Origin of the sequence: Sediminibacterium sp. (assembly GCF_030695065.1) — a bacterium.
Classification (GTDB): domain Bacteria; phylum Bacteroidota; class Bacteroidia; order Chitinophagales; family Chitinophagaceae; genus Sediminibacterium.
In genome coordinates this window covers 80,576-104,950 of the sequence record NZ_JAUYTR010000016.1, presented here as the reverse complement: position 1 = coordinate 104,950, position 24,375 = coordinate 80,576, and the positions used below count along the sequence as shown (strand labels likewise).

Here is a 24,375-nt window from a genome sequence, read left to right as displayed (position 1 = left end):
TTGGAAAATGAATAGCCGTTTGAAGCAAGCAGGGAAAAAAATAGTTGAATTAATGGGAGCCATCCCAATAATGAACGAATTAAACTTCCGCTTTCAACAAATTTGGTCTTTAAGAAAAAACAAGACTTACAAACAACCATTAAAGCGCTTTGTCTTTCCAACAGACAGAGCGCTTTTTAATACCTTTCAACTAGATCATAAAAAGTATTACGAAGATGGACTTTTAGCAGCAGAGGAAATGATTGATTGGGGCGGAATCAAAACCATGCAACAACCAGTTGTATTAGACTGGGGATGCGGAACAGGAAGAGTAATTAGGCATATTCCTTATTTAAAAAAAGAGGCAATTTGCTACGGAGCAGATATTGATTGCAACATCATTCAATGGTGCAGACAATCTATAGAATCTGTTTATTTTGATTGTATTGAACACCAAACCCTACCCTACCCTAGCAATTACTTTCATATGGTATATGGCATTTCCGTATTAACCCATATACCTCATACACTTACCCAAAATTGGGTGAACGAATTGAATAGAGTTTTACTACCTAATGGAATAGCCATTCTCTCAACCCACGGGACCCAATATTTTCAGCAACTTAGTCAACAGCAACAAATGCAATTGCACAATGAAGGTGCATTTACCAATTCGTTTAAACAAGCAGGTCATCGTTCATTAACCACCTATCATACAGCAAGCCATTTAATAGCAATGCTGCAAAAACATTTCAGCATTGTACAGTGTTGGGAAGGCAAGCAGCACCCTGAAAAAATGGGCGGACAAGACTGCTGGGTAATCAAAAAAATAATCCCGGCCACCAACGGCAACCGGGATTAAAATATCATCAATTCAAGAAAATTTTTCTTTAGGTAGATTGGCCTACAAGGGTCAATTTATTTAGCTGCTTTTTGAATGTCTCCTAAACCAGCAATATATAAGCTTCTTCCGTGTGTACCCAAAACAATTTCATTGTCTCTTGGTTGAATGGCTATATCGTGTACAGGAATACTGTATGGTAACCCTTTGTTCCACATCATACAAGTATTACCACCATTTAAGCTAACGTATAATCCACCATCTGTTCCTATGTATAAAATATTTTCATTGGTTGGATCTTCTCTAATAACGTTTACAGATTCATATGGAAGATCTTTGGCAATTTGTTTCCATGTTGTTCCATAATCATCGCTAACATAAACCAAAGCATTAAAGTAATCGTTTCTATAGCCGTTTAAAGTAACATAAACCCTACTTTCTTTAAACTTACTAGCCACTACCCTACTTATATATAAGCCCTTTGGTAATTTACCATTGATATTATTCCAAGAATATCCACCGTCTTTGGTTACATGAATCAACCCGTCATCGGAGCCAGTATAAATTAACCCAAAACGAATAGGGCTTTCGCTCATGGTAGACAATGTTCCAAATGGCACATCACCTTGTTGCGGATTAGTAGTAAGGTCGCCACTCATAGATACCAAACTATCCCCTTTACTAAAAGAGCGATGGAATTTATTGCTACCAAAATAAAATACATCTTGGTTGTGCTTACTTAATAAAATGGGAGACTGCCAGTTAAAACGCAATGCAGACTCACCTAATGCTCTAGAAGGTCTAACAGAGTTTCCTCTTGCACCTCTACCTGCTGCTGCAGGTGCACCAAGCACTTGTCTACTATATGCACCAAATTGAGAGCCACTATAAACCGTACGATTGTCTCTCCAATCTACTTGCACTTGCATACCATCTCCGCCACCAATACTCTTGAAAGGATAGTCTCCTCCTGAATGCCAACGAATATTCTCTCTATTGGTGCTAGGCCCAAACCAAGTTCCATTGTCTTGTAAGCCACCATATACATTGTAAGGCTTAGCCATATCAACTTCAATTGCATAGAATTGTCCAACAGAAGGAGTATTCAATTTTGACCAATTTTGGCCAGCGTCATAACTCATATTCAACCCACCATCATTCCCATTAATTACATGATTGTCTTTTGTATTGCTGAACCAGAAAGAATGGTGATCGGAGTGAACAGTTGGTCCACCAATTGATTTGAATTTTTTACCGCCATCGTTACTTAATAAAAGGTCAACACCAGTTAAAACCACATTGTTTTCATTGATAGGACTCACAAATACTTTTCCAAAATAATAACCATACGAGCTATAGATATTAATAGGATCAGCATGTGTTTTTCTCCAGGTTTTACCTGCATCATCGCTTCTATATAATTCACAACCTTTTACTTCTGCAGCAGTTATAGCGGCATTGGCATCGTACAAATAATCCCAAAGTACATTTGGTGCATACTTATCAGCGGCAACCCCAGCTTTAATGTTTTCAGCAGTATATTCAACGGGAATCCTATTTCTTGGATTACGTAAAAAGGCATTTAATTTCTTATTGTCTAAAGCAGCAAATTGTTCTTTAGTAATTCCTTTGAACATATCCAAAATATAAGCACTTGTATCAGTTGTGCTAGCGGCTGTTGTTCTTGCAGCTCTTTTTTCATTATTATCCACCACTGCATAAACAATATTAGGGTTCTTAGGATAAATGGCTAAACCAATTCTGCCAACACCATCCCCTGTTGGGAAACCAGCACCTTCAACAGAAATTTTTTGCCAAGTTTCGCCACCATCAGTGCTTTTAAAGATTCCACCAGACTTCCCGCTTTCTTCAAAATTCCAAGCTTTACGTGTACGGTACCACATACCCGCATACAATTCATTAGAGTTGGCTGGGTTAATATCTAAATCAACTGCACCTGTATTTTCGTCTACATAAAGCGTTTGCTTCCATGTTTTACCTCCATCGGATGTTTTATAAATACCTCTTTCTTTATTGGGGGAGTATAAATGTCCTAAAACGGCCACCCAGGCAGTATTGGGGTCTGTAGCATGTAATTTTATTTCACCAATATGATGACTGTCTGCAAGACCTAACCAAGTCCAGGTTTTACCATTATCGTTCGATTTGTAAACACCTAAACCAGCATAAGTAGATCTACTACTATTCACTTCACCAGTACCCACCCAAATCTCTTTGGTTTTCCAGTTTACCGCAATATCCCCAATTCCAATAATGTCTTCTGAATCAAAAATGGGTGTAAAACTCATACCATTATTTAAGGTATGCCATAAACCACCAGTAGCATAAGCCACATAAAATTCTGTTGGATCAGCGGGGTTTACATCAATGTCTACCACTCTACCACTTTGTATACTAGGACCTATATTACGGAACTCCGTTTTATTGGCTACGGACTGCTGACTTAGTTGTTTGCGCAGTTCTATACTCTTCAATCTTTCCGCAGGACTAGTAGGTTTTACCTGCGCTTCTGCAAAAATTGAAGAAATGATTAACAGTGACAATAGTGTTTTTCTCATATCGGCTTTGTATTTTCGAATCCGAATGTAAGTAATATGAGATTTCTATTGCTACCACTGCTCATTTTTTCGGTGAATACCATTTTTTCACAGTGTAAATCGTATAAACTTTCTAGTAATGGAGATACGTTAAACTGTGTAGATTTTAATGATTTAAAACAAGGCAGATGGATTGTAACCACTCCCAAATTAAGAGGCGAACCAGGGTTTGAAGCTGAAGGTGTATTTAAAAACAATCGAAAAGAGGGATTGTGGAGAACCTTTAATTTAATGGGAGACCTAATTGCACAGGAAAACTTTAAATGGGGTAATAAAAATGGCAGATGCTTATATTTTACGCTAGCAGGATTAGCCAGAGAAGAAAGTTGGAGAGCGGTGAATCCAGATAAAGCATATGATACATTAGATGTGGTAGATCCGGGCAATCCCAACCAATACGAACGAATTGTTGTAAAAAACGATGGCAATTCAATTAAACATGGAATCTGGAAAACCTACTCACCCAATAAAGGCGCTTTGATAGAAACCGAAGAATATATCATGGGAAAATTAAAAGCGGATGTTGAAGCAGAAAAACTAGTTAATAGTTCTGTTACCAAACAATCGGCAGATACAGCAAAAAAAACGGCAACCAAAATACTTCCCAAAGAAGTAATGGATTTCAATAAAAAACAATCAAAGAAAAATAAACCAGTTGTTACGGGAAGAACCGGCAATTAAAGGTCAGTAATTTTGATTCCTAAAGGTTTAATGAATTGATTCAGGGTTTTCATAATCCCCCTACTTTTCTTTTTAGGAATGGCATAAGCACAAGCAAGGTTTGAATAAAAATCGAATCCATTCTCTTTCACTTTTGTTGTGTAAATCGCAAACAATTCTTCTAATACCCCATGATCAGCAAAAGAATACCTGTTTTGGTGCTTAGATATAATAAATGGCGTATTAAACTGGTATCCACTTATATGCAAGAAAACCAATGGATGGTTATTGTTCACCCAATAAAGCCCATCTTTAACATGGAGAGTTCTTTCATGTAAATTCCAATAAGCCATATTTAAACCAGGGTCTTGATTAATTTGAACTTGATTAAATAATAAGGGAACCAAATTAATCCAGATTTGATCTACCCCCATCCCTTCCGCAAAATTGTAATAACATTCAGTTCTCATATGCCCGGCCCACCAATTTAAAAAATCATGGGTATTGGCAGAATTACGCATGCCTAAAAAGCCTGCATTGTATAAACCAGATCGTAAAATATCGCGTTCTCTAGGAAGTAACTCATTGTCTGGATAGGCATTGGTAAAATGAGGCGTAATCACTAAATCGTATTCAAGTAAACTCTTTTCTACTTCTACAAAAGGAGAAAAAACCCATGTGTCTGAATCGATATATAATAAAATGTCTGGATGAAATTGCTCAAAAAGCCATTTAGCAACAAAGGGCTTCATGGCACAATTCAATTCTATAACAGAATACTGACCAGCCATTAAATCAAAATCAGGAATATCCAATTTACTGATTTCCAATATACTATAAGGGCTAAATGAATTTAAATTAAACCTTTCATTTACCTGGTCAATCAAAATAATGAATAACTCATACCCTGAATTGAATTGAACAAATGAATCTGCCATTGTTTTACAATGCGCTAAATGATTGGCAGAACAAACGGTATAAACAATTTTTTTCATGCTTGTTTTAGTGAGCTATTTTCTCAGCAATTACAATGGTATTTAAATAAAACCGATCAGACTTAGGCCAAAATGGCTCAACTAAACTAAATCCCATATTCATAATGGGTATTCCAATTTGGCGAACCATTTTTTTAAAAAAATTAGACTTACCCAAAATAGGCACCTTATGCATCCAATGGTCGTGAATGTACAAAACAAATAACTGATGCAGAGCACTCATAAAATGACCATTCTTATCTATTTGGATTATTTTAAACCCGTTTTTTTCTACCATATCTTTTAAAGCAAACTGGGTATACCTTGCATAGTCTATAGGTATTTCGTGTTCCTCCCAGGCAAAGGGGCAAGTGAGTAAAATTTGTGCCCCAGGCTTCATTACACGGTTTATTTCGGGTAATATTTGTTGTAATCCAAATACATGTTCGAATACTTCACTGGTAAAGACCGAATCAAAATATTCGTTCTCAAATGGAATGGTCTTGCCATCATAATAAATATCAACGGCTTCGTTTTGGTGATCATGCCCTTCCCCATCATAATCTAATCCAATATAATCAGTCACATTTGTAAACAATGATTGGTATGGCTTTTCGCCACAACCAAAATCGAGGAGTTTACCCTTGAGTTGTGGCGCATATAAACTAATTTTACGGTACAAACCCTTTCTTATAAAATAAAGAGGATGTTTATACGAGGGGTTGAAGTTTTTAGGTACCATATTATCAAATGCAGCAATTGCAGGGCAAGATACGGAATATGACAATTAGGTATGATTACCAGATTTTTTGCGAACAACCCTACGGTGGTATTTCTAGATACTATTATGAATTAATATATAGACTACAGCAGAAACCTGGCATCCATATTCAATTGGACATATTATCTGCAGACAATATATTCTTAGAGCAGTTAAAAGGGAAGAATTTTTGGAATGAATTGCAATTCAAAGGCAAAAAAGACTTGAACCGATTGCTTTCGAATGCCTATGATAGTTTTGCTGCAAGAATGCAACCCTTCGATGTATTTCATCCAACCTATTACAGTAAAACATCCTTGAACAGAACGGCTGGCAAGCCAATGGTCATTACCATTCATGATATGATAGATGAGCGATTTCATAAAGGCCAAGTTGCCTATGAGAACATCATTGCACTAAGGGCCAAACATATTAGTCAAGCCGATAAAATTATTGCCGTTTCCGAAAATACCCGAAATGATTTAATTGAATTATGCGGAGTAGACCCCAATAAAATTGAAACCATTTATCATGGGAACAGTTTTAATTTGAATATTGACAGATTTACTCAACCCAAGTTAATTGAACAGCCATACCTGCTTTACACTGGTAAGCGTTATGCCTATAAAAATTTTGACCGCTTTTTGCAAAGCTTAATACCCATTATGAAAGCCAACCCAGACTTATGGCTGGTTTGTGCAGGTGGAGGCGCATTTAAAAAAGCAGAATTAAATCAACTGAATAAACTACAACTCAATCATAGAGTAATATACCAACCCATTCACAACAACGAACAACTGGCATCATTGTACAATCATGCGCAATGTTTGGTATATCCTAGTTTATATGAAGGATTTGGCCTTCCTATTATTGAAGCATTTGCTTGTGGCTGTCCGGTTATTACTTCAATGGGTTCAAGTACTGGAGAGATTGCTGGTGACGCGGCGGTATTAATCAACCCAAATAATACCGATGAAATGACCCAAAAAATGAATGAGTTATTATACAATGAATCCCTGCAAAATCAATTGGTACAATTAGGCCATAATAGAGCGCATTTATTTAATTGGGACAAAACAGCCAATCAAACCCTCAAATTGTATCAAGCTATTTAAATAGCAGTTATTTTTACTTTCTTAAGTTATAGTAATGAAGATTAAACCTATAAAGGCACTCAAAGTTTTTTTTGGTAAAGACGAACAAAAAGCAGCATTGCCTCCTGATTTTGAAACCATTCACCAAAACATTATTGCCAAAGTAAGACCTTATACTATGACTAGCCCTGAACGACTGTATGGGTTAATTGAAAGTGTGCAATACGTTGTAAATAACCAAATTCCGGGGGCTTTAGTAGAATGCGGTGTTTGGAAGGGCGGGTCTATGATGGCTATTGCAGAAACCTTATTAACCTTGGGTGTGAATGATAGAGATTTGTACCTCTATGATACTTTTGAAGGTATGACAGCACCTACTGCCGAAGATGTAGATCAGCTCAATAGAGATGCAGCTTCTCAGTTAAAACAAGACCTGAATAAAAAAACAGCTAGCGTGGTTTGGGCTTATTCTGGTTTAGAAGAAGTAAAAAGAAATATTGCATTAACTGGTTACCCAACAGAAAAAATTCATTTCGTTCAAGGAGATATTTTGAAGACCATACCTGCCACTTTACCAGGCAAAACGGCTTTATTAAGATTAGACACCGACTGGTATGAATCTACCAAACACGAAATGGAACAACTCTATCCACTCTTAGTATCTAAAGGTGTGCTAATTATTGATGATTATGGTTTTTGGAAAGGCTCTAGAAAAGCAGTAGATGAATATTTAGCAGCAAACCAAATTGGGATTCTATTGCATAGAATGGATGAAACAGGAAGGTCGGCAGTAAAGCCGTAAGCATTTTATGCATTGGCCAATCCCAAGCCCTTTTTAATTTTAAACAACCATTTTCCAAAACGCGTTTGCAATAACCAATGCAAAATGCGTAATCGCAATTGCCAAATTCTGCATTTGACGGAGAACCCAAAATAGTGCTCGTATATAGCAATATTATCTTTTAAAGACTGAAGATAATTTTTTGTACTGATGCCCGAATCATCAAATATGGCAATGGTTTCGTTAATATAACCATAAGGTTCATTGGCTATTCTACACATTAAGTCATAATCCATGGCTATTTTGAAATCATTATTGAATAGCCCTATTCGGTTGTACACTTCTCTCTTCACAAACCAGGTAGGATGAGCCACACTTCTCATTCCTCGATAAAGTTTAGTTGCGTCAAAGGGCTTTCCTACTACCACCATTTCGCCACCTCTTGTTACCCTGATATTTCCACTGGTCCATTGAACAAAAGGGTGTTCATTGTAATAAGACTTCACAATTCCTAAAACATTTTCTGAAGCGTAACTATCCCCCGCATGTAATAAATGGGTGATTGAAAAACGGGCGTTTTGGATTCCCTTATTGAACGCATCTCCAATGCCCTTATCCCGTTCATTAATCCATCTTCTATAACTCGGTTGTGGATGGCTTATTAACCAATTGGCAATTTCATCAGTAGTAGAGCCATTAATAATCAAGTGTTCATTGGGATGTACTGTTTGTTCATCTACAGAAATACAGGTTTTTTGTAAATCGGATAGATTATTAAAACAAATAGAAATGACAGTTATTGCATTCATGAAAGTTCTACTGATTGTAATTGTTTCAATTTTTGGTGGAATAACTCAATAGCGATTAATTTTTCTGGGCTCAAATTATATTGAATATTTTGGGTGTAATAGGTTTTCAAATCATAGTGAGGGAAAGACTGCTCTGCCACTACCTCATCTAAATGTTTTAACCCATAGCCCAAAGCCCTATTAAAAGCATCAATAAAATCAGGATCAATCGGTTTATTGGCAACCCAAGCTGCAAAAACAAAGGGCAACCCAGTATGGTTATTCCAAGCCGTAGCAAGGTCATACATATAAGGAGAAATCAACCGTTGCTCTAAGGCCCGATCCCCAATTACTACTCCGGCCGTTGTTCCCTTTATTTGTTCCCTGAAATCCAATGAAGCCGACTCTAATTCAACGTTTAACTGCCAATATTCTTTTAATAAAATTCTGGCCAAATTAACCGAAGTACGACTTTGATAATCGAGCAATACTTTTTTAACTTCCTGCAAAGGCACTTCGCTAAAAATAGCTACCGATGCTACATTTTCTTCTGCAGAAATACAATAATCGGCAACTATATGGGCATTTTTGATAGAAGGGATCATAGCCACCGGAATTAGACCTATGTCTATCTGGTCGTTTTTTAAATCAGCAGCAATTCTGGCAGGGTAATCTTCGGTTAGAATTATGCGGTCTAATAAGCCCGACCTTTTGATACCAAACATCATAGGTTTAGTATTTAAATAACTTACGGCCCCAACACGTATCTTCTTGTTCAATTCAGCTACTTTTGTACAAAGAAAAGATTAATTATACTATTTAACTATTCCCTATTTAAAAATCACATGGAACTGACTCAATTAACAGCGCTTTCGCCCATAGATGGCAGATATAGAAAAAAAGTGGAACATTTAGACGAATATTTTGCAGAATACGCCCTAATTAAATACAGGGTATTGGTTGAAGTAGAGTATTTCTTTTTTTTAGCAGACCAGAAATTCTTTAAACTTCCAATAAAAGCTAAACAAGCGCTTCGTACTATGTTGGAAAACTTTAGTGTAGACGATGCCAATCAAATTAAGCAATTAGAGTCGGTTACCAATCATGATGTAAAAGCGGTTGAATATTTTTTAAAAGAGCAAGTAGAAAAAGCGGGTATAACCCATTTGAAAGAATGGATTCACTTTGGATTAACTTCTCAGGATATCAACAATACGGCTATTCCACTAAGCTGGAAACATGCTATGGAACATGAATACTTACCTGCTTTGATTAATTTACAAAACATGATCTATTCGCTTGCATCTCAATGGAAGGATATTCCCTTGTTGGCAAGAACCCATGGTCAAGCTGCTTCACCTACTAAACTAGGCAAAGAGTTTATGGTGTATGTAGAACGCATACACAACCAAATTGAATTATTTAGCAGCATTCCTTATGCAGCAAAATTTGGGGGAGCAACAGGCAATTTCAATGCCCACCATATTGCATTCCCAAAGAAAAACTGGGTATTACTTGGAAACAAATTTGTGGAGGAAGTATTAGGGTTACAAAGAATGCAGTTTACAACACAAATTGAACACTATGATTCATTAGCTGCTCATTTTGATGCATTAAAAAGAATCAATAATATTTTGATAGACTTGTGCAGAGATATTTGGACCTATATTAGTATGGATTATTTTAAACAACAAACCAAAAAAGGAGAAATTGGATCTTCGGCTATGCCACATAAAGTAAATCCAATTGATTTTGAAAATGCAGAAGGCAATTTAGGTATTGCCAATGCATTGCTAGAGCACTTAAGTGGCAAATTACCCATTAGTAGATTGCAGCGAGATTTAACCGATTCTACTGTATTAAGAAATATGGGTGTTCCAATGGGCCATATTAGTATAGCTATTCAATCCTTAGAAAAAGGATTATCTAAACTTATATTAAATGAGCAAGCTATTAAAGCAGATTTAGAAAACAATTGGCCTGTTGTTGCTGAAGCCATTCAAACCATTTTAAGAAGAGAAAACTATCCCAATCCATATGAGGCTTTAAAAGACTTAACAAGGGGCAAACAAAAAATTGATAAAGCGGCAATTCATCAATTTATCAATTCATTAAAAATTAGCCCTGCACTCAAAAAAGAATTAAAAGCCATTTCCCCTTCTAATTATACAGGCGTAAACCCTGCTTATTAGTTTGGTATTTAAATTGCTTCATTAACCTGATTATTAAAAAGTAAAATGCTCAGCCCTGCGTAAATTTTTGATCATATTCAGGAAATTTATATTGATCCTATTAACGGTACTAATTCTATTGTATCTAGCTATACAAACAGATGTAGTGCAAAATGCATTGGTTAAGTATGCAACTGGGAAACTGAGCAATTCTTTAGGTGTAGAAATTCGCATTAATAAAGTCAGTATTTCTCTATTCAGTAAAGTAAGCATGGATGGTACTTTAATTAGAGACCAACAAAAAGATACGCTATTATATGCCGGTAGTTTAAAATTAAATATCACCGATTGGTTTTTCTTAAAAGACAAGGCTGAATTAAAATTTATTGGCTTAGAAAATGCAGTAGTTAAATTGCAGAGAAAAGACTCCATCTGGAACTACCAGTTTATAGCTGATTATTTTAGCTCTCCCAACTCTACTAAGAAGAAGAAAAATGGGTTCAACTTGAATTTGAAAAAAATCAATCTTAAAAACGTTCATTTTTTTCAAAATGATTTATGGGTTGGCACTCAAAATACACTTAATGTGGGGGCATTAGAAGTTGATGCGGAAAAAATTGATTTTGTAAAAAATCTATACCATATAAATGATATCACACTAACAGAGCCAAGGGTCATACTACAGAACTTAGAAGGTTTAAGACCCCCAAAACTTAAAAAAAGTACTCCTTATTATGATGGCAAAGAATTGTATTTCAATCCAGGCGGCATAGGTATCAAGGTAAAAAACATTCAAATTAAAGATGGCTCATTATTTATTGAGGGCAATGCTAACAAGGCTAAAAAAGGTTTTGATGAAGCACATATTGAATTGTTCAATTTGAATGGAACACTCAGTTCGCTCGAAATGAATAAAGACACTATTTCTGCAAAAGCAAAAATTAGGGTAAAAGACAGAAGTGGTTTTGAATTAAGAAAATTAGCTGCAGATATTAAGTTTACCCCACAAATAATGGAATTCCGCAATCTCGATTTGCAAACAACTAAGAGCAAATTGGGGAACTATTATGCAATGCGGTATAAAGATTTCAATAAGGATTTTGCAGACTACATTAATAAAGTAACAATGGTTGCAAAGTTCAATAAAGCAACCATACATAGCGATGATATCGCTTATTTTGCCCCAGAATTAAAGAATTGGAATAAACGTATTGATATAGGAGGAAATTTTGAGGGAGTTGTAGCAGCATTTAATGTTACCGCGCTTAATGCAAATATTGGAGCAAGCACCCAATTAACAGGTAATCTAATGATGAAAGGATTGCCAGAAATAAATACTACCCAAATTAAACTAAGTAATGGCACACTTTTAACCAATGCCTACGATTTGGGAATATTTGTTCCTGAACTAAAGGGCATTACCAATCCAAATTTAAGTGCGCTGGGCAATATTATTTATAGAGGTAATTTCAGTGGCACCATTCAGAACTTTAATACAGCTGGCGTATTCTCCACAAAATTGGGAGGAGTACAAACCAATATTAGCTTGAATTTGCCATCAGTAGGAGAACCTTCATTTGATGGCTTCATAAGTACTAAACGGTTTAATCTAGGGAAGTTTTTGAAAATTGATTCTTTGGGGCTAATTAACTTCAGTGGAAAATTAACAGGAAGTAGTTTCAATATTGATAAATTAAAAACAACATTTGACGGCACGGTTCATTCAGTCAATTTCAATAATTACACTTATACCAATATCATTGCAAATGGCACCATTCAGAAAAAATCATTTAATGGTGAATTAGAAATTGACGATCCCAATTTAGGATTTACGAGCAATGTGGAAGTTGATTTTAGTAAAGAGCTCCCTTTGTTTAATATTGTAGGTGATCTTTCAAAAGCAGATTTGTTTGCACTAAATCTCATTAAAAATGAAATAAAAGTAGCTGGCTTATTAGATGTAAACTTTTCCGGAAAAAATATAGACCAATTTATAGGTTCTGCTAAATTATTAAATGCAAGTATTCAAAATCCAAATACCAGCATACAGTTTGACTCTTTAAATTTAACTTCTAGTTATACGGATTCTATAAAAACCCTACATGTAGGAAGTAACGATTTTAATGCAAGTATTATTGGCAAATTCAATATAGCAGAATTACCCTCAAGCTTTGAAGCGTTTTTGCACAACTACTACCCTGCTTACATAAAGTCTCCAAAAACGACCCCAAAAAATCAGCAGTTCAATTTTACTTTTAACAGTTTTTATATAGAACCTTATTTTAAAATTTTCACCAATAAAATAAGTGGATTCAATGATGTTAATATAAATGGGTCTATTGATACTAAAAATATTGCTCTAGGGGTAAATGCTTATGTGCCTTATGGTAAATATGATCAATATGCAACTACCGGATTTCAATTAGAGGGCAAAGGAAATTTTGACTCCTTAAGTGTAACAACCAATATTAAAAACATTGAAATTGGAGACAGTTTAAATTTACCGAATTCGGTCATTAATATTACTTCAGCAAATGATCATTCCATAGTTTCCATCAATACCAAAGCAAATAGCACTTTAGATGATGCTTCTCTTTTAGCAGATGTTTATACCCTAGAAGATGGGGTTAGGATTATGTTCAGGCCATCTAGTTTTGTATTAAACGATAAACGTTGGACAATTGAAGAAAAAGGGGAATTAATCATTCGAAAACATTTATTAAGAGCTAATAATGTTCAGTTTTCTCAAGGTGGTTTCCAAGAAATTAAAATTGAAACGGAGGAAGAAGATGGTGGAAATACCAGCAACTTATTGGTTAAATTAAAAAATATTGTACTCGGCGATATCACTTCCCTCTTCATGAAAAAGGAAACCTTGGAAGGTGTTGTAAGTGGAGAAATTACACTTACAGAATTCTTAGGAGACTTTTCTGCAAAAGCAACATTACAAGCAACAGAATTTAGTTATGAGCAAGATTCTATTGGAGTAGTCAATATTGATGCTGGCTACGACAGCAAAACAGGATTAATTCCATTTAAAATTAATTCACCCAATAAAAACTATGATTTAGTTGCCAATGGATCATACAATATAAAAGACAGTACAGGAAATTCATTCAATACCAATATTCAATTGAATGAAACAAAAATTGATATTATAGAGAGTTTACTAACCGGACTGTTTAGCAATTTAGATGGATTGGCAAAAGGTAATTTAAGTATTAGTGGAGACTTAAACGCCCCTCAACTTTTAGGAGATATTAGTTTACGCAATGCAAAACTTAAGGTAGAGTTTACCCAAGTAGAATATACCATTGATTCTGCAGAACTCAAATTTAGAGACGATGGCATAGACTTTGGAAGGCTCACCATTAAAGACATGTATGGAAATACTGGCACAGTAACCGGGAAACTACTAGAAAAAGGTTTCAAGAATATGGCATTTGATTTTGACCTTAGAACAGAAAAGTTACTGATGATAGATACCAAAGCCAAAGACAATGAACAATTTTATGGAAAAGCAATAGGTAAAGCTACACTCAGTTTTAAAGGACCTGAATACGACTGCAGAATGAATATTGTAGCTGAAGCCAATGATAGTTCGCATATCACCATCCCGAATAAGCAAAGTAAAGAAAGCGGTTTTGCCGACTTTATTGTTTTTAAAACCTATGGAACCGAATTACAAGAGTCAAGTAAAAAAAGTAATTTCAATTTAACAGTAGACCTTGATGTTACTGCCAATAATAAAGTACAGATTGATGTTATACTAGATGAAATAAACGGGGATATCATTAAGGCAGAAGGCAATGGAAGATTAATAATAAAAGCAGGAACAGTTGAACCATTAACCATCAAAGGCAGGTACAATATAGAAAGGGGTAACTACGATTTCAATTTCCAATCTTTATTAAAAAAACCATTTGAATTATTACCTAATTCAAATAATTTCATAGAATGGAATGGGGATCCATTTAAGGCAGTAATGAGTATAGACGCACAATACACTGCAGAACGAATTTCTCTTTCCGATTTAATTGGGAACAATATATTCAGTGGTTCAGTAAAGGGCTATAGAGGAGATGTATATGTTATAGCAGAATTAAGAAACCAACTAAGTAAACCCGATATTAGTTTTAGACTAGATTTTCCTCAAGGAAGTCCAGTAAAAAACGACAATGAATTTGCCGCATTCTTAAACAGAATACAAAGAGACGAAAACGAAATATTAAAACAAGTTTCGTTCTTAATTGTGTTTGGAACATTTGCTCCTCCCGGAGAATTTAGCAATAGAAGTGGCAGCAACCCTTATAATATCAGCTCACTTGGTATAAATACCTTATCTCAGGTTTTAACCAATGAAGTTAACAAAGCCTTATCAGGATTATTGTACAAGCTAACTGGAGATAGAAGTTTGCGATTTGACCTAGGGGCATCTTTATACAATAGTTCAAGTATTTTTGGAACTACAGGTGGAAATGTACAATCAAATAGCAGTGTATTAGACCGATCTAGGGTAAACTTTAAATTGGGTAAAAGCTTTTTGAATAACAATGTAATAGTCACATTTGGCGGAGACTTAGACTTTAATTTAGGCGCAAGTTCCAGTGTTCAAAATGGTAATTTCCAATGGCTACCCGACTTAAACATTGAAATCATATTAACCAAAGACAGAAAACTAAGGGCCATTATTTTTAATAAAAACAGCTTAGATATAAGTGGCTCCAATTTTGGAAGAAGGAACAGAACAGGTGCCAGTATTTCTTATAGAAGAGACTTCGAAAAGCTTTGGGGTAATAAAGAAAAAGAAATCATTATTCAAACTCCTATTCAAAAAAATTAGTGAATTAAAGGCGCAGGTATTTTTTTACAATCTTTCAATTTGTAAACATAAAAATATCGAACAACACCCCCACCCCGCTGTTGTAATAGTTTTTCTGGTTTTTCAATTACTTTAAAATAGTCTCCATATGCAACTGCTACATTCAAAGGCAAATTAGAAGGAACAATTGCATATGCATCTTGTCCTAATTGTAATGGACTGCGTTCTTTATTTAACCAAGCAAATTGATGAAGGTCTTGTAATTCACCAATTCCTATTAAAGGCATCCCCATTGGTTTAGCAACATAAAATTCTATATGTCCTCCAGGGAACCATTTATTGGTAAGCAATACTGCACCCTCTTTCATTTCGCCGTTTTCAATATCTTCAGCCACCATCGTTTTGAAATTTTCGCCCAATTTTTTCCAACCAGAAAGGTCTAATGTAGGACAGTATTCTCCATAAGATTCAGGAGACTTTGATCCAAAATTGACAGGAGAAAATTTAACTGCAACTGTAGCAACAATTAAAACAGTTGCCACTAAGGCTATAGCCATTTTAAATACAAATGGAAAAAAAATTGGCTTCCCTTGTTCAAACCAAGCTGCTACTAAAAAATAAAGTGGAATATAGGCTGGGCCCGACCAATGCGGCAGTGTGGGATTAAATAAAGCAATACCCCAAAATATTAGTAGCATGGGCAAACTCATACACAATAACCAAATGCCAATTCTATTTTGTCTGAATCGAAATTTTCGCATGGCAAATAAGATCACAGCAATCCAAACCAATACAAAAACAACGGGATTTTGGTAAGCAAACTCTCCTATAATTTCTTGAATAAAAGAATCAATTTGAACCCCTGTATTGGTTACCCTTTCTGAGTGAAACCGGTAAGTGATAAAATCGTATTGTATATTCCAATACAAAATAGGTGCTAAACAAAGAATAGTAATGAATGCAGAAATATACAATCTAGGATTGGTTAACCATTGTCTTTTCTGAAGCAGAATAAATAAGCCAAAGCCAGCCCAAAGAAATAAAGCATGCACTTTACAAAGTGCCGCCAATCCAATTACCAAACCCAATAATATCCAAATACCCCAATTGTTTTCATCTGATTTACGCAACATCAAATGCCCCATAATATAAAGAGCTCCGGTCCAAAAAGGCATTTGTGGAGAATCGGGTAAAATAAAGAAACCTGCAATAAATCCAGTATAAATAGAAGCCGAATACAAAATGGCTGCATACCAACCCATTCTTTCACTAGATAAAAGCTTGCCAATTTTAAATATGAACCAAATTGATATGGTAGAAGCTACAATACTACCTAAACGTAAAGACGTTTCAGAAGCCCAAAAACCATTCAGTGTAAAAACCCGCATTAACCAGCCAACCATTGGAGGGTGATCAAAATAATTCCAATCGGGTCTAAGTAAATAAGTCCAGTAATACACTTCATCATTGCCCAACTCCATTAGCGGAGCCAACAATAATTTGATAATAATATTAAACCCAATTAGGAATAATACTGGTCTTGTATAGGATTTTACCAACAGCATGGGGGAAGCTGGAATTTTAAAGGCTAAAGTACGTAAAAATTGATTGAAGTGTTTTTAAGCAGATTTATGCTGAATAAACCATTCAATTGCAAGGGTATAACCAATTAAGCCTAATCCTGCTATAGTACCCACAGCTTTGGCAGAAACATGCGATAATTTTCTAAAATCTTCTCTAGCATGAATATTACTGATATGCACTTCAATTACTTTAGCTGGTATGGCTGCAATGGCATCTCCTATTGCAATACTGGTATGCGTATACCCACCAGGATTAATAATGATACCATTGGCATCAAATCCATGTAATTGAAGGGCATCAATTAATTCGCCTTCTACATTAGATTGAAAATAAACCAGCTGAATGGTAGGAAATTTTGTTTGAAGTGCTTCAAAGAAAGATTCAAAAGATAGATTTCCATAAATATCCGGCTCCCGCTTACCCAGCAGGTTTAAATTAGGTCCATTGATGATGGCTATTTTCATTTATTGAAATTACTGCATCATTTCTACAAAACGATCAAATAAATAACGGCTATCATGAGGACCTGGCGTACTCTCGGGATGGTATTGAACACTAAATGCAGGACGATCTTTCAATCTAATACCTTCAATAGAGTCGTCATTTAAATTCAAGTGAGTGACTTCTACGTTAGGATGATTATTTACCGCAACAGGGTCAACACCAAAACCGTGGTTTTGAGTGGTTATTTCGCACTGACCAGTAATGATATTTTTTACTGGGTGATTTAAGCCTCTGTGCCCATGGTGCATTTTAAAGGTTGGGATATCATTCGCTAATGCCAAGAGTTGATGTCCTAAACATATACCAAATACTGGTTTCTTTTCTGCTAAAATATCTTTAACAGTAGTTACCGCATAAGGCATTGCAGCAGGATCGCCCGGGCCATTCGAAATAAAATAACCAGTTGGGTTAAATTCCTTTAACCTACTTAAAGTTGTTTTAGCAGGGTGCACTCTGATATGGGCGCCTCTACTAACTAAACATTGAAGAATATGTTGTTTAACACCAAAGTCTAATACTGCTACTTTAATGGCAGAATTAGTATCCCCCATTTCATATTCAGTTGTAGTGCTAACTGTACTAGCCAATTCTTGACCATCCATATTAGGCACTGCTTTCAATTGCTCTTTTAATTGTTCAACAGATAAATCTTCTGAAGAAATAATGCAGTTCATTGCCCCCTCTGTTCTAATATGAGCCACCAATGCCCTGGTATCTATTCCATCAATGGCAACAATATTATTATCTACTAAGTAAGCGTTCAAATCTTGATTGGCCTGATGCCTACTAAATTGCTCTTCTAAATTTCTGGCAATTAAGCCGTGAATTTTAACTGAACTACTCTCTACATCGGTATCTTTTACCCCATAGTTTCCAATATGAACGGTATTCATAATAAGAACCTGACCAGTATAACTAGGGTCGGTGAATACTTCTTGGTATCCAGTCATTCCGGTATTAAAACAAATTTCACCAGTTGCAGTACCTATTTTACCAAAAGACAAGCCATGAAAAACATGTCCATCTGCAAGAACTAATACTGCGGGTTTTCTAGATGTAGTAGACTGAGGCATAGTAGCTTTTATGAGTGCAAAAGAAAATCAATTTTATTAAAAAAACCAATGAAGTTGCTAACATTGATGATATGAAAAAAGGCAAAACCGAAACGATTTTGCCTTTTATTTTTAATACCGCTTCATATATTATTCAGCAGCTTTTTCTTCAGTTGAAGTAGCTTCAGGAGCAACTACAGTTTCTTCGTTTTCTGCTTTTTTAGGAGCACGACTACGACGAGTTTTCTTAGCTGGCTCAGTAGCAGAAGCAACAGATTTACCGTAGATTTCATTGAAGTCTACTAATTCAATCATTGCTTTTTCTGCGTTGTCACCCGGACGAATACCGAGTTTCAAAATACGAGTGTAACCACCCGGACGAAAAGCAACTTTAGGACCTACAACAGTAAAAAGTTCTTTAACTGCAGCTTTATCTTGTAATTCAGCAAATACTAAGCGGTGATTGTGACTGATTTGAGATGCAGACTCATTCTTTTTTGTCTTAGTGATCAATGGCTCAACATAAGCTCTTAATGCTTTAGCTTTTGCTAAAGTAGTAACGATACGCTTATGCGTGATTAATTGACTTGCAAGGTTTTGCAATAATGCTACTCTGTGTGCCTTTTTACGGCCTAGGTTGTTGATTTTGTCTCCGTGACGCATGACATTTAAGTTTTAGCTCCACACCGTGTCAGGATTTGTGGAGGGTGCCATTCCAAATTAATTTGAAACAGCGTGATGAATTAATTATCTAAATTATCTAGTCCAAGTTTACCAAGATCCATTCCGAAGCTTAGTCCTCTTTCAGTTAATACTTGTTCAATTTCAGATAAAGATTTCTGACCAAAGTTTCTAAACTTCATCAAATCTTCTTGCTCATACTGAACCAATTCGCTCAAGCTGTTAATTTTAGCGGCTTTTAAGCAATTGAATGCACGTACAGAAAGATCTAAATCTTCTAGAGGAGTCTTCAATACTTTACGTAATTGTAAAACGTGCTCGTCTACTACATCTTCTTTCTTATCTTCTTTGTTGTCAAAAGTGATGTTTTCATCAGTAATGATCATCAAATGTTGAATTAGAATACGAGAAGCTTGCTTTACAGCATCTTCAGGATGAATAGTACCATCGGTAGCAACATCTAAGATTAATTTCTCATAATCGGTTCTTTGTTCAACACGATAGTTTTCAATAGCGTATTTAACGTTCTTGATTGGCGTGTGAATAGAATCGATAGCGATGTAACCAAATGGCGCATCTTTTACTTTATTTTCTTCAGCAGGTACATATCCACGACCTCTTGCAATAGTCAATTCAATGTCTAGCTTAGCAGTAGGATCCATTGTGCAGATCAACAATTCAGGATTCATTACCTGGAAACTAGGAGACTGCTCTCCTATCATTCCTGCAGTGAATTCGCTGCGACCTTTAACAGACAAGTTAATCTTCTCTGAAGTCAACTCTATTTCTGCGTTTCTTTTAAAACGAACCTGCTTTAAGTTTAGGATCATTTCGGTAACATCTTCGGTAATACCTTTGATAGTAGCAAATTCATGGTCTACACCATCAATTTTGATACCTACAATAGCATAACCTTCTAATGAACTCAACAGTACTCTGCGAAGTGCATTACCAACGGTTAAACCGTATCCTGGCTCAAGAGGGCGAAATTCAAACTGACCTTCAAAATCAGTTGCTTTCTGAAGAACGATTTTGTCTGGCTTTTGGAAGCTTAATATTGCCATTTTAAAACGTGTTTTACTTATTAGGTGAATAGAAAAAATTACTTAGAGTACAATTCTACGATCAACTGCTCCTTAATATTTTCAGGAACGTGCTCGCGCTCTGGCATCGTAATGAACGTACCTTTCTTTTCGGTTTCGTTCCAATCTAACCAACCAAACTTAGGGTTCTTACCACGAGTTTTGCTAGTAATACCAGAGTTGTCGGCACTCTTAGGACGGTAAGCAATAATGTCACCTGGCTTACATGTGTAAGAAGGAACATTCATGATTTCGCCGTTTACAGTAATATGCTTGTGGTTAACTAACTGACGCGCTTCAGGGCGGCTAGCTGTTAATCCCATACGGAATACTGTATTGTCTAAACGTGCTTCTAATAATTTAATCAGGTTTTCACCGGTAACACCTTTTAAACGCTGAGCTTCTTCAAAAGTTTTACGGAACTGGCGCTCCAATACACCATAAGTGTATTTTGCTTTTTGTTTCTCTCTTAACTGTAGTGCGTATTCGCCTAAAGTTTTGCGTTTACGGGCAGCACCATGCTGTCCTGGAGGGTTAGAGTTCTTGCCTAACCACTTTGCGTTTCCTAAAATAGGTTCGCCAAAGATTCTGGAGATTTTGGTCTTAGGACCTGTGTAACGTGCCATAGTTTAAATTTTCATTTCGATTTTTTTAGAATTCGTTGCTTCGATCGGTTAAAAATCGTAAAAAATGAATCGGGCAACCTTTTGATAAATGAAACCTTGTGGCTCAATATTATTTCCACTACCCCTATTGGGGCTTAGGATTATTATACTCTTCTTTGTTTTGGAGGACGACAACCATTGTGAGGCATAGGGGTAACATCTTTAATAGAAGTTACTTCAATACCTGATTGTGCAATAGAGCGAATTGCTCCTTCACGTCCGGCACCTGGTCCTTTTACAAATACATCTACGCGCTTTAAGCCAGCATCCATTGCAACTTTAGCAGCGTCAGCAGCAGCCATTTGTGCAGCGTAAGGAGTATTCTTTTTTGAACCTTTGAAACCCATTTTACCAGCACTACTCCAGCTAATTACTTGACCGGTCTTGTTGGTAAAACTGATAATGATGTTGTTGAATGTAGCAGAGATTCTAACCTCACCGGCCGCATCTACTTTTACTACTCTTTTTTTGGCAGCAGCTTTTGCACTGTTCTGCGCTTTTTGTGGTTTAGCCATTGTTGCTTTTTTAGGTAATCTTCCCCGAAGGGATGGTTAAAAAAAATCCGTTGGAACGGAACCTTTGTATCTCCCTCTTTAAACTAAAAGAGATCCAACACGAAGGATTTATTTATGTAAGAAAGCCCGAAGTGGTTACTTCGGGCTAACTATTTATTTTTTAGCTGCTTTCTTCTTGCCGGCAACCGTTTTACGCTTACCCTTTCTGGTACGGCTATTGGTTTTGGTTCTTTGACCACGAACAGGAAGTCCTTTACGATGACGCAATCCTCTGTAACAAGCAATGTCTAACAAACGCTTGATACTCATAGATACTTCACTTCTAAGTGCACCTTCTACCTTAAACTCATTGTTAATGATATTACGGATAGCAGTCTGCTCTTCGTCATTCCACTGGTTTACTTTTTTATCAAAGTCAATACCTGCTTTTTCAAGGATATACTGAGCTGTTGAACGTCCAATACCAAAAATGTAGGTTAAACCAATCTCACCTCTTTTGTTTTTTGGCAAATCAATACCGGCAATACGAGCCATATTATTATTGTTTTATGCTGTTAATTTGATTAATCGAATTACCCTTGACGCTGCTTAAAGCGAGGATTCTTTTTGTTAATCACAAATAATTTACCCTTGCGCTTCACGATCTTACAATCGGCACTGCGTTTTTTAATGGAAGCTCTTACTTTCATTGTTTGGTTGTTTAACTGTTATATTCCTTTTTCGTTCCTTTTCTACTTTGTTATATCAACTTCAGCTACTTATTTGTATCTGAAAATGATTCTTCCTCTACTTAAGTCATAAGGGCTCATTTCTACCCCAACTTTATCCCCTGGTAAAATTCGGATATAGTGCATCCGCATTTTTCCTGAAATAGTGGCCAATATTTCATGACCATTTTCTAATTTAACCCTGAACATAGCATTACTTAATGCTTCCAGAATTACTCCGTCTTGTTTAATCAATGGTTGTTTCGACATACTATTTTTGGGGCTGCAAAGATATTAGAATACAACCGAATTATGAAAAATAAGGGGAAAAAACTCTTGAAAATGTGGAAAAAAAATCAAGAAAACAGGTTTTCCACAGCCAAAAGGGCTAAAACAAGGCATTTTCGGGTGCAAAAATAATGCAAAAAGCCAGAACTTCCATTCTGGCTTTTACTATTTTAACCCGCCAAATTGTAAAACGAGTGTGAATTACATGGCATCTCTAGTTAAATGTATTTTAACCATATCTAGATATTGATTTTGTAGCTGATGCACAAAATGGACGTTAGGATGATGCCTTCTGTCTTCTCTGTACCACATTTCAATTGACGAAAAGTCGCCTGCATTGGGCGTTACTAATCTAAAAGCACCTTTTGAATACTTTACAGAACCATCATCTGCGGCCTGTTTAGAAAAATGAAGGTTTAGGAGCGCATTTTCATCCAAAGGAATCGGATGCAGGTGATCAGTAGAAAACCAAAACTCTTGAACGGATGTAAGTAAACACACTTGCTTCTCATCCCCATTTAACCTAGTTACTTCTCCTTCCCATAGCTTGCCTTCAAACTCACCCATCATGTAATCTCCAATTTTGATGTCGTTGAATTTAATCATATAGCAATCGTTTAAGCCATAAGTTAAGGATTATTTTGATTATTCCGCCCAACTCATAGTATAACCTTGGTTTTCAATTCGCAGTGCTTCTTGGGTTAATTGCAATGGATGAAAAGTATCTACCATAACAGCCAATTCTTGGGTCTCTTTCTTTCCAATGCTTTTTTCAACAGCACCCGGATGCGGTCCATGAGGAATTCCGGCAGGGTGTAAAGTAATCATCCCCCTGGTAACATGCTTTCTACTCATAAAGTCGCCAGCTACATAATACAACACTTCATCACTATCAATATTACTGTGGTTATAAGGTGCAGGAATTGCATTTGGATGATAATCGTATAATCGGGGACAAAAACTACAGACTACAAAATTGTGTGCATCAAAAGTTTGGTGCACAGGAGGTGGTTGATGCACCCTTCCAGTGATGGGCTCAAAATCATGTATACTAAAAATATAGGGATAGCAACAGCCATCCCAACCAATCACGTCAAAAGGATGGGTTCCATAATGTAACCCATACAAAACACCTTTCTTTTTAGTTTTAATTAAAAAGTCTCCTTTTTCATCTATGGTTACTAAATTTTCAGGGCCTCTTATATCGCGCTCGCAATAAGGAGCGTGTTCCAATAATTGTCCATGTCTACTTAAATACCTTTTAGGATACCTAAAAGGACTAAAACTTTCTACAATAAACAATCGATTGTCTGGTGTATCAAAATGAATTTGATAAATAGTACCTCTAGGAACAACAATATAATCACCATAAGAAAAAGCCAGTTGACCATATTGGGTAAGCAACTTTCCTGTTCCCTCATGAATAAAAATCAATTCATCGGCATCTGCATTCTTGTAGAAGTAATTGAACATACTTTGCTGTGGTGCAGCTAAAACAATATGGCAATCGTTGTTTACCAAAACCGCTTTACGACTATTTAAGTAATCTGCTTCGGGTTGTACGCTAAAGCCCTCAAAACTTCTATGCTTTAACATTTTTTCTTCTGCCACTTTAGGCGCAACCACAATGGGTTCATCTGTATGAATAATTTGTGTGGGCGGATGAATATGATACAACAAAGAATAATCGTCACTAAATCCTTCAGTAGAGAACAACTGCTCTGAATACAAACCACCATCTGGTTTTCTAAACTGAGTATGACGCTTGTGAGGAACTGATCCCAATTTTATATAATGAGGCATAACGAT

Annotated in this window: 23 protein-coding genes; 6 read left to right on the top strand and 17 right to left on the bottom strand. The window is 36.0% G+C overall.

What is annotated here, in order from left to right:
• Positions 1–7 precede the first annotated feature (7 nt).
• Complete coding sequence (locus tag Q8S25_RS07360) at positions 8–841, top strand: bifunctional 2-polyprenyl-6-hydroxyphenol methylase/3-demethylubiquinol 3-O-methyltransferase UbiG (RefSeq protein ID WP_305536315.1); 834 nt, start codon at positions 8–10, stop codon at positions 839–841.
• Positions 842–897: 56 nt separating this feature from the next.
• On the opposite strand, the gene Q8S25_RS07355 is transcribed toward Q8S25_RS07360, so the two are convergent.
• Complete coding sequence (locus Q8S25_RS07355; protein WP_305536313.1) at positions 898–3,399, bottom strand: hypothetical protein; 2,502 nt, start codon at positions 3,397–3,399, stop codon at positions 898–900.
• Positions 3,400–3,435: 36 nt separating this feature from the next.
• On the opposite strand from Q8S25_RS07355, the gene Q8S25_RS07350 reads away from it, so the two are divergent.
• Positions 3,436–4,119 carry a hypothetical protein gene (locus tag Q8S25_RS07350; RefSeq protein ID WP_305536311.1) on the top strand — a complete coding sequence of 228 codons (684 nt, stop codon included), beginning with the start codon at positions 3,436–3,438 and terminating at the stop codon, positions 4,117–4,119.
• Here the strand turns inward: Q8S25_RS07350 and Q8S25_RS07345 are convergent.
• Complete coding sequence (locus tag Q8S25_RS07345; RefSeq protein WP_305536309.1) at positions 4,116–5,093, bottom strand: hypothetical protein; 978 nt, start codon at positions 5,091–5,093, stop codon at positions 4,116–4,118. The two genes, Q8S25_RS07350 and Q8S25_RS07345, sit on opposite strands and share 4 nt — an antisense overlap.
• Before the next feature lie 7 nt (positions 5,094–5,100).
• Positions 5,101–5,859: a class I SAM-dependent methyltransferase gene (locus Q8S25_RS07340; RefSeq protein WP_305536307.1), complete on the bottom strand. Its 759-nt coding sequence runs from the start codon at positions 5,857–5,859 to the stop codon at positions 5,101–5,103.
• Between Q8S25_RS07340 and Q8S25_RS07335 the strand changes: the two genes are divergently transcribed.
• Together Q8S25_RS07335 and Q8S25_RS07330 are read left to right on the top strand one after the other, a co-directional pair.
• On the top strand, positions 5,853–6,947 hold the full coding sequence (locus tag Q8S25_RS07335; protein ID WP_305536305.1) for a glycosyltransferase family 1 protein: 1,095 nt from the start codon (positions 5,853–5,855) through the stop codon (positions 6,945–6,947). The two genes, Q8S25_RS07340 and Q8S25_RS07335, sit on opposite strands and share 7 nt — an antisense overlap.
• 34 nt (positions 6,948–6,981) lie before the next feature.
• On the top strand, positions 6,982–7,728 hold the full coding sequence (locus Q8S25_RS07330; protein WP_305536303.1) for a TylF/MycF/NovP-related O-methyltransferase: 747 nt from the start codon (positions 6,982–6,984) through the stop codon (positions 7,726–7,728).
• Between the two features lie 5 nt (positions 7,729–7,733).
• Here Q8S25_RS07330 and Q8S25_RS07325 read toward each other — a convergent pair whose 3' ends face one another.
• Together Q8S25_RS07325 and Q8S25_RS07320 are read right to left on the bottom strand one after the other, a co-directional pair.
• Positions 7,734–8,516: a glycosyltransferase gene (locus Q8S25_RS07325; RefSeq protein ID WP_305536301.1), complete on the bottom strand. Its 783-nt coding sequence runs from the start codon at positions 8,514–8,516 to the stop codon at positions 7,734–7,736.
• On the bottom strand, positions 8,513–9,274 hold the full coding sequence (locus Q8S25_RS07320) for a menaquinone biosynthetic enzyme MqnA/MqnD family protein (protein ID WP_305536299.1): 762 nt from the start codon (positions 9,272–9,274) through the stop codon (positions 8,513–8,515). The genes Q8S25_RS07325 and Q8S25_RS07320 overlap by 4 nt, the downstream gene beginning before the upstream one ends.
• A 66-nt stretch (positions 9,275–9,340) precedes the next feature.
• Here Q8S25_RS07320 and purB point away from each other — a divergent pair, with 66 nt between their 5' ends.
• Together purB and Q8S25_RS07310 are read left to right on the top strand one after the other, a co-directional pair.
• A complete protein-coding gene (gene purB / locus Q8S25_RS07315; RefSeq protein ID WP_305536297.1) occupies positions 9,341–10,687 on the top strand; it encodes an adenylosuccinate lyase in 1,347 nt (448 codons plus the stop codon).
• Between the two features lie 118 nt (positions 10,688–10,805).
• Positions 10,806–15,509, top strand: a complete 4,704-nt coding sequence (locus Q8S25_RS07310; RefSeq protein ID WP_305536295.1) for a translocation/assembly module TamB domain-containing protein — start codon at positions 10,806–10,808, stop codon at positions 15,507–15,509.
• Here the strand turns inward: Q8S25_RS07310 and Q8S25_RS07305 are convergent.
• The 12 genes from Q8S25_RS07305 to Q8S25_RS07250 form a co-directional block, all read right to left on the bottom strand.
• Positions 15,506–17,053 (bottom strand): glycosyltransferase family 39 protein, encoded by a 1,548-nt coding sequence (locus Q8S25_RS07305; RefSeq protein WP_305536293.1) that lies wholly within the window; start codon positions 17,051–17,053, stop codon positions 15,506–15,508. The genes Q8S25_RS07310 and Q8S25_RS07305 overlap by 4 nt on opposite strands.
• 54 nt (positions 17,054–17,107) lie before the next feature.
• Positions 17,108–17,536 (bottom strand): type II 3-dehydroquinate dehydratase, encoded by a 429-nt coding sequence (locus Q8S25_RS07300; protein WP_305536291.1) that lies wholly within the window; start codon positions 17,534–17,536, stop codon positions 17,108–17,110.
• A 9-nt stretch (positions 17,537–17,545) separates the two neighbouring features.
• On the bottom strand, positions 17,546–18,649 hold the full coding sequence (gene carA, locus Q8S25_RS07295; RefSeq protein WP_305536289.1) for a glutamine-hydrolyzing carbamoyl-phosphate synthase small subunit: 1,104 nt from the start codon (positions 18,647–18,649) through the stop codon (positions 17,546–17,548).
• 129 nt (positions 18,650–18,778) lie between these two features.
• Entirely contained in the window at positions 18,779–19,291 is a 513-nt protein-coding gene (gene rplQ, locus Q8S25_RS07290; RefSeq protein ID WP_305536287.1) for a 50S ribosomal protein L17, read from the bottom strand.
• A gap of 80 nt (positions 19,292–19,371) precedes the next feature.
• Positions 19,372–20,373: a DNA-directed RNA polymerase subunit alpha gene (locus Q8S25_RS07285; protein WP_305536285.1), complete on the bottom strand. Its 1,002-nt coding sequence runs from the start codon at positions 20,371–20,373 to the stop codon at positions 19,372–19,374.
• 38 nt (positions 20,374–20,411) lie between these two features.
• A complete protein-coding gene (gene rpsD, locus Q8S25_RS07280; protein ID WP_295185610.1) occupies positions 20,412–21,017 on the bottom strand; it encodes a 30S ribosomal protein S4 in 606 nt (201 codons plus the stop codon).
• Between the two features lie 143 nt (positions 21,018–21,160).
• A complete protein-coding gene (gene rpsK / locus Q8S25_RS07275; protein WP_295185612.1) occupies positions 21,161–21,571 on the bottom strand; it encodes a 30S ribosomal protein S11 in 411 nt (136 codons plus the stop codon).
• A 153-nt stretch (positions 21,572–21,724) separates the two neighbouring features.
• Positions 21,725–22,105: a 30S ribosomal protein S13 gene (rpsM, locus tag Q8S25_RS07270; RefSeq protein WP_026752041.1), complete on the bottom strand. Its 381-nt coding sequence runs from the start codon at positions 22,103–22,105 to the stop codon at positions 21,725–21,727.
• Between the two features lie 38 nt (positions 22,106–22,143).
• The gene (gene ykgO, locus Q8S25_RS07265; RefSeq protein ID WP_071790319.1) at positions 22,144–22,260 is read right to left on the bottom strand and encodes a type B 50S ribosomal protein L36; all 117 of its coding nucleotides are present in this window, start codon (positions 22,258–22,260) and stop codon (positions 22,144–22,146) included.
• Positions 22,261–22,329: 69 nt separating this feature from the next.
• Positions 22,330–22,548 carry a translation initiation factor IF-1 gene (gene infA / locus Q8S25_RS07260; RefSeq protein ID WP_026752042.1) on the bottom strand — a complete coding sequence of 73 codons (219 nt, stop codon included), beginning with the start codon at positions 22,546–22,548 and terminating at the stop codon, positions 22,330–22,332.
• Between the two features lie 219 nt (positions 22,549–22,767).
• A complete protein-coding gene (locus tag Q8S25_RS07255; RefSeq protein WP_305536280.1) occupies positions 22,768–23,172 on the bottom strand; it encodes a hypothetical protein in 405 nt (134 codons plus the stop codon).
• Between the two features lie 39 nt (positions 23,173–23,211).
• Positions 23,212–24,369: a homogentisate 1,2-dioxygenase gene (locus Q8S25_RS07250; RefSeq protein WP_305536278.1), complete on the bottom strand. Its 1,158-nt coding sequence runs from the start codon at positions 24,367–24,369 to the stop codon at positions 23,212–23,214.
• Positions 24,370–24,375: the final 6 nt, after the last annotated feature.

Bases quoted from the DNA above. Each gene is read 5' to 3' on its own strand.
- Q8S25_RS07335 (WP_305536305.1), top strand. From the start codon at position 5,853: ATGACAATTAGGTATGATTACCAGATTTTTTGCGAACAACCCTACGGT.
- Q8S25_RS07255 (WP_305536280.1), bottom strand. From the start codon at position 23,172: ATGATTAAATTCAACGACATCAAAATTGGAGATTACATGATGGGTGAG.
- Q8S25_RS07300 (WP_305536291.1), bottom strand. From the start codon at position 17,536: ATGAAAATAGCCATCATCAATGGACCTAATTTAAACCTGCTGGGTAAG.
- carA (WP_305536289.1), bottom strand. From the start codon at position 18,649: ATGCCTCAGTCTACTACATCTAGAAAACCCGCAGTATTAGTTCTTGCA.
- Q8S25_RS07305 (WP_305536293.1), bottom strand. From the start codon at position 17,053: ATGCTGTTGGTAAAATCCTATACAAGACCAGTATTATTCCTAATTGGG.
- rpsK (WP_295185612.1), bottom strand. From the start codon at position 21,571: ATGGCTAAACCACAAAAAGCGCAGAACAGTGCAAAAGCTGCTGCCAAA.
- purB (WP_305536297.1), top strand. From the start codon at position 9,341: ATGGAACTGACTCAATTAACAGCGCTTTCGCCCATAGATGGCAGATAT.
- Q8S25_RS07330 (WP_305536303.1), top strand. From the start codon at position 6,982: ATGAAGATTAAACCTATAAAGGCACTCAAAGTTTTTTTTGGTAAAGAC.
- Q8S25_RS07350 (WP_305536311.1), top strand. From the start codon at position 3,436: ATGAGATTTCTATTGCTACCACTGCTCATTTTTTCGGTGAATACCATT.
- rplQ (WP_305536287.1), bottom strand. From the start codon at position 19,291: ATGCGTCACGGAGACAAAATCAACAACCTAGGCCGTAAAAAGGCACAC.
- infA (WP_026752042.1), bottom strand. From the start codon at position 22,548: ATGTCGAAACAACCATTGATTAAACAAGACGGAGTAATTCTGGAAGCA.
- Q8S25_RS07325 (WP_305536301.1), bottom strand. From the start codon at position 8,516: ATGAATGCAATAACTGTCATTTCTATTTGTTTTAATAATCTATCCGAT.
- ykgO (WP_071790319.1), bottom strand. From the start codon at position 22,260: ATGAAAGTAAGAGCTTCCATTAAAAAACGCAGTGCCGATTGTAAGATC.
- Q8S25_RS07360 (WP_305536315.1), top strand. From the start codon at position 8: ATGAATAGCCGTTTGAAGCAAGCAGGGAAAAAAATAGTTGAATTAATG.
- Q8S25_RS07250 (WP_305536278.1), bottom strand. From the start codon at position 24,369: ATGCCTCATTATATAAAATTGGGATCAGTTCCTCACAAGCGTCATACT.
- rpsM (WP_026752041.1), bottom strand. From the start codon at position 22,105: ATGGCTCGTATTGCCGGTATTGATTTGCCAAAAAACAAAAGAGGTGAG.
- rpsD (WP_295185610.1), bottom strand. From the start codon at position 21,017: ATGGCACGTTACACAGGTCCTAAGACCAAAATCTCCAGAATCTTTGGC.
- Q8S25_RS07345 (WP_305536309.1), bottom strand. From the start codon at position 5,093: ATGAAAAAAATTGTTTATACCGTTTGTTCTGCCAATCATTTAGCGCAT.
- Q8S25_RS07355 (WP_305536313.1), bottom strand. From the start codon at position 3,399: ATGAGAAAAACACTATTGTCACTGTTAATCATTTCTTCAATTTTTGCA.
- Q8S25_RS07285 (WP_305536285.1), bottom strand. From the start codon at position 20,373: ATGGCAATATTAAGCTTCCAAAAGCCAGACAAAATCGTTCTTCAGAAA.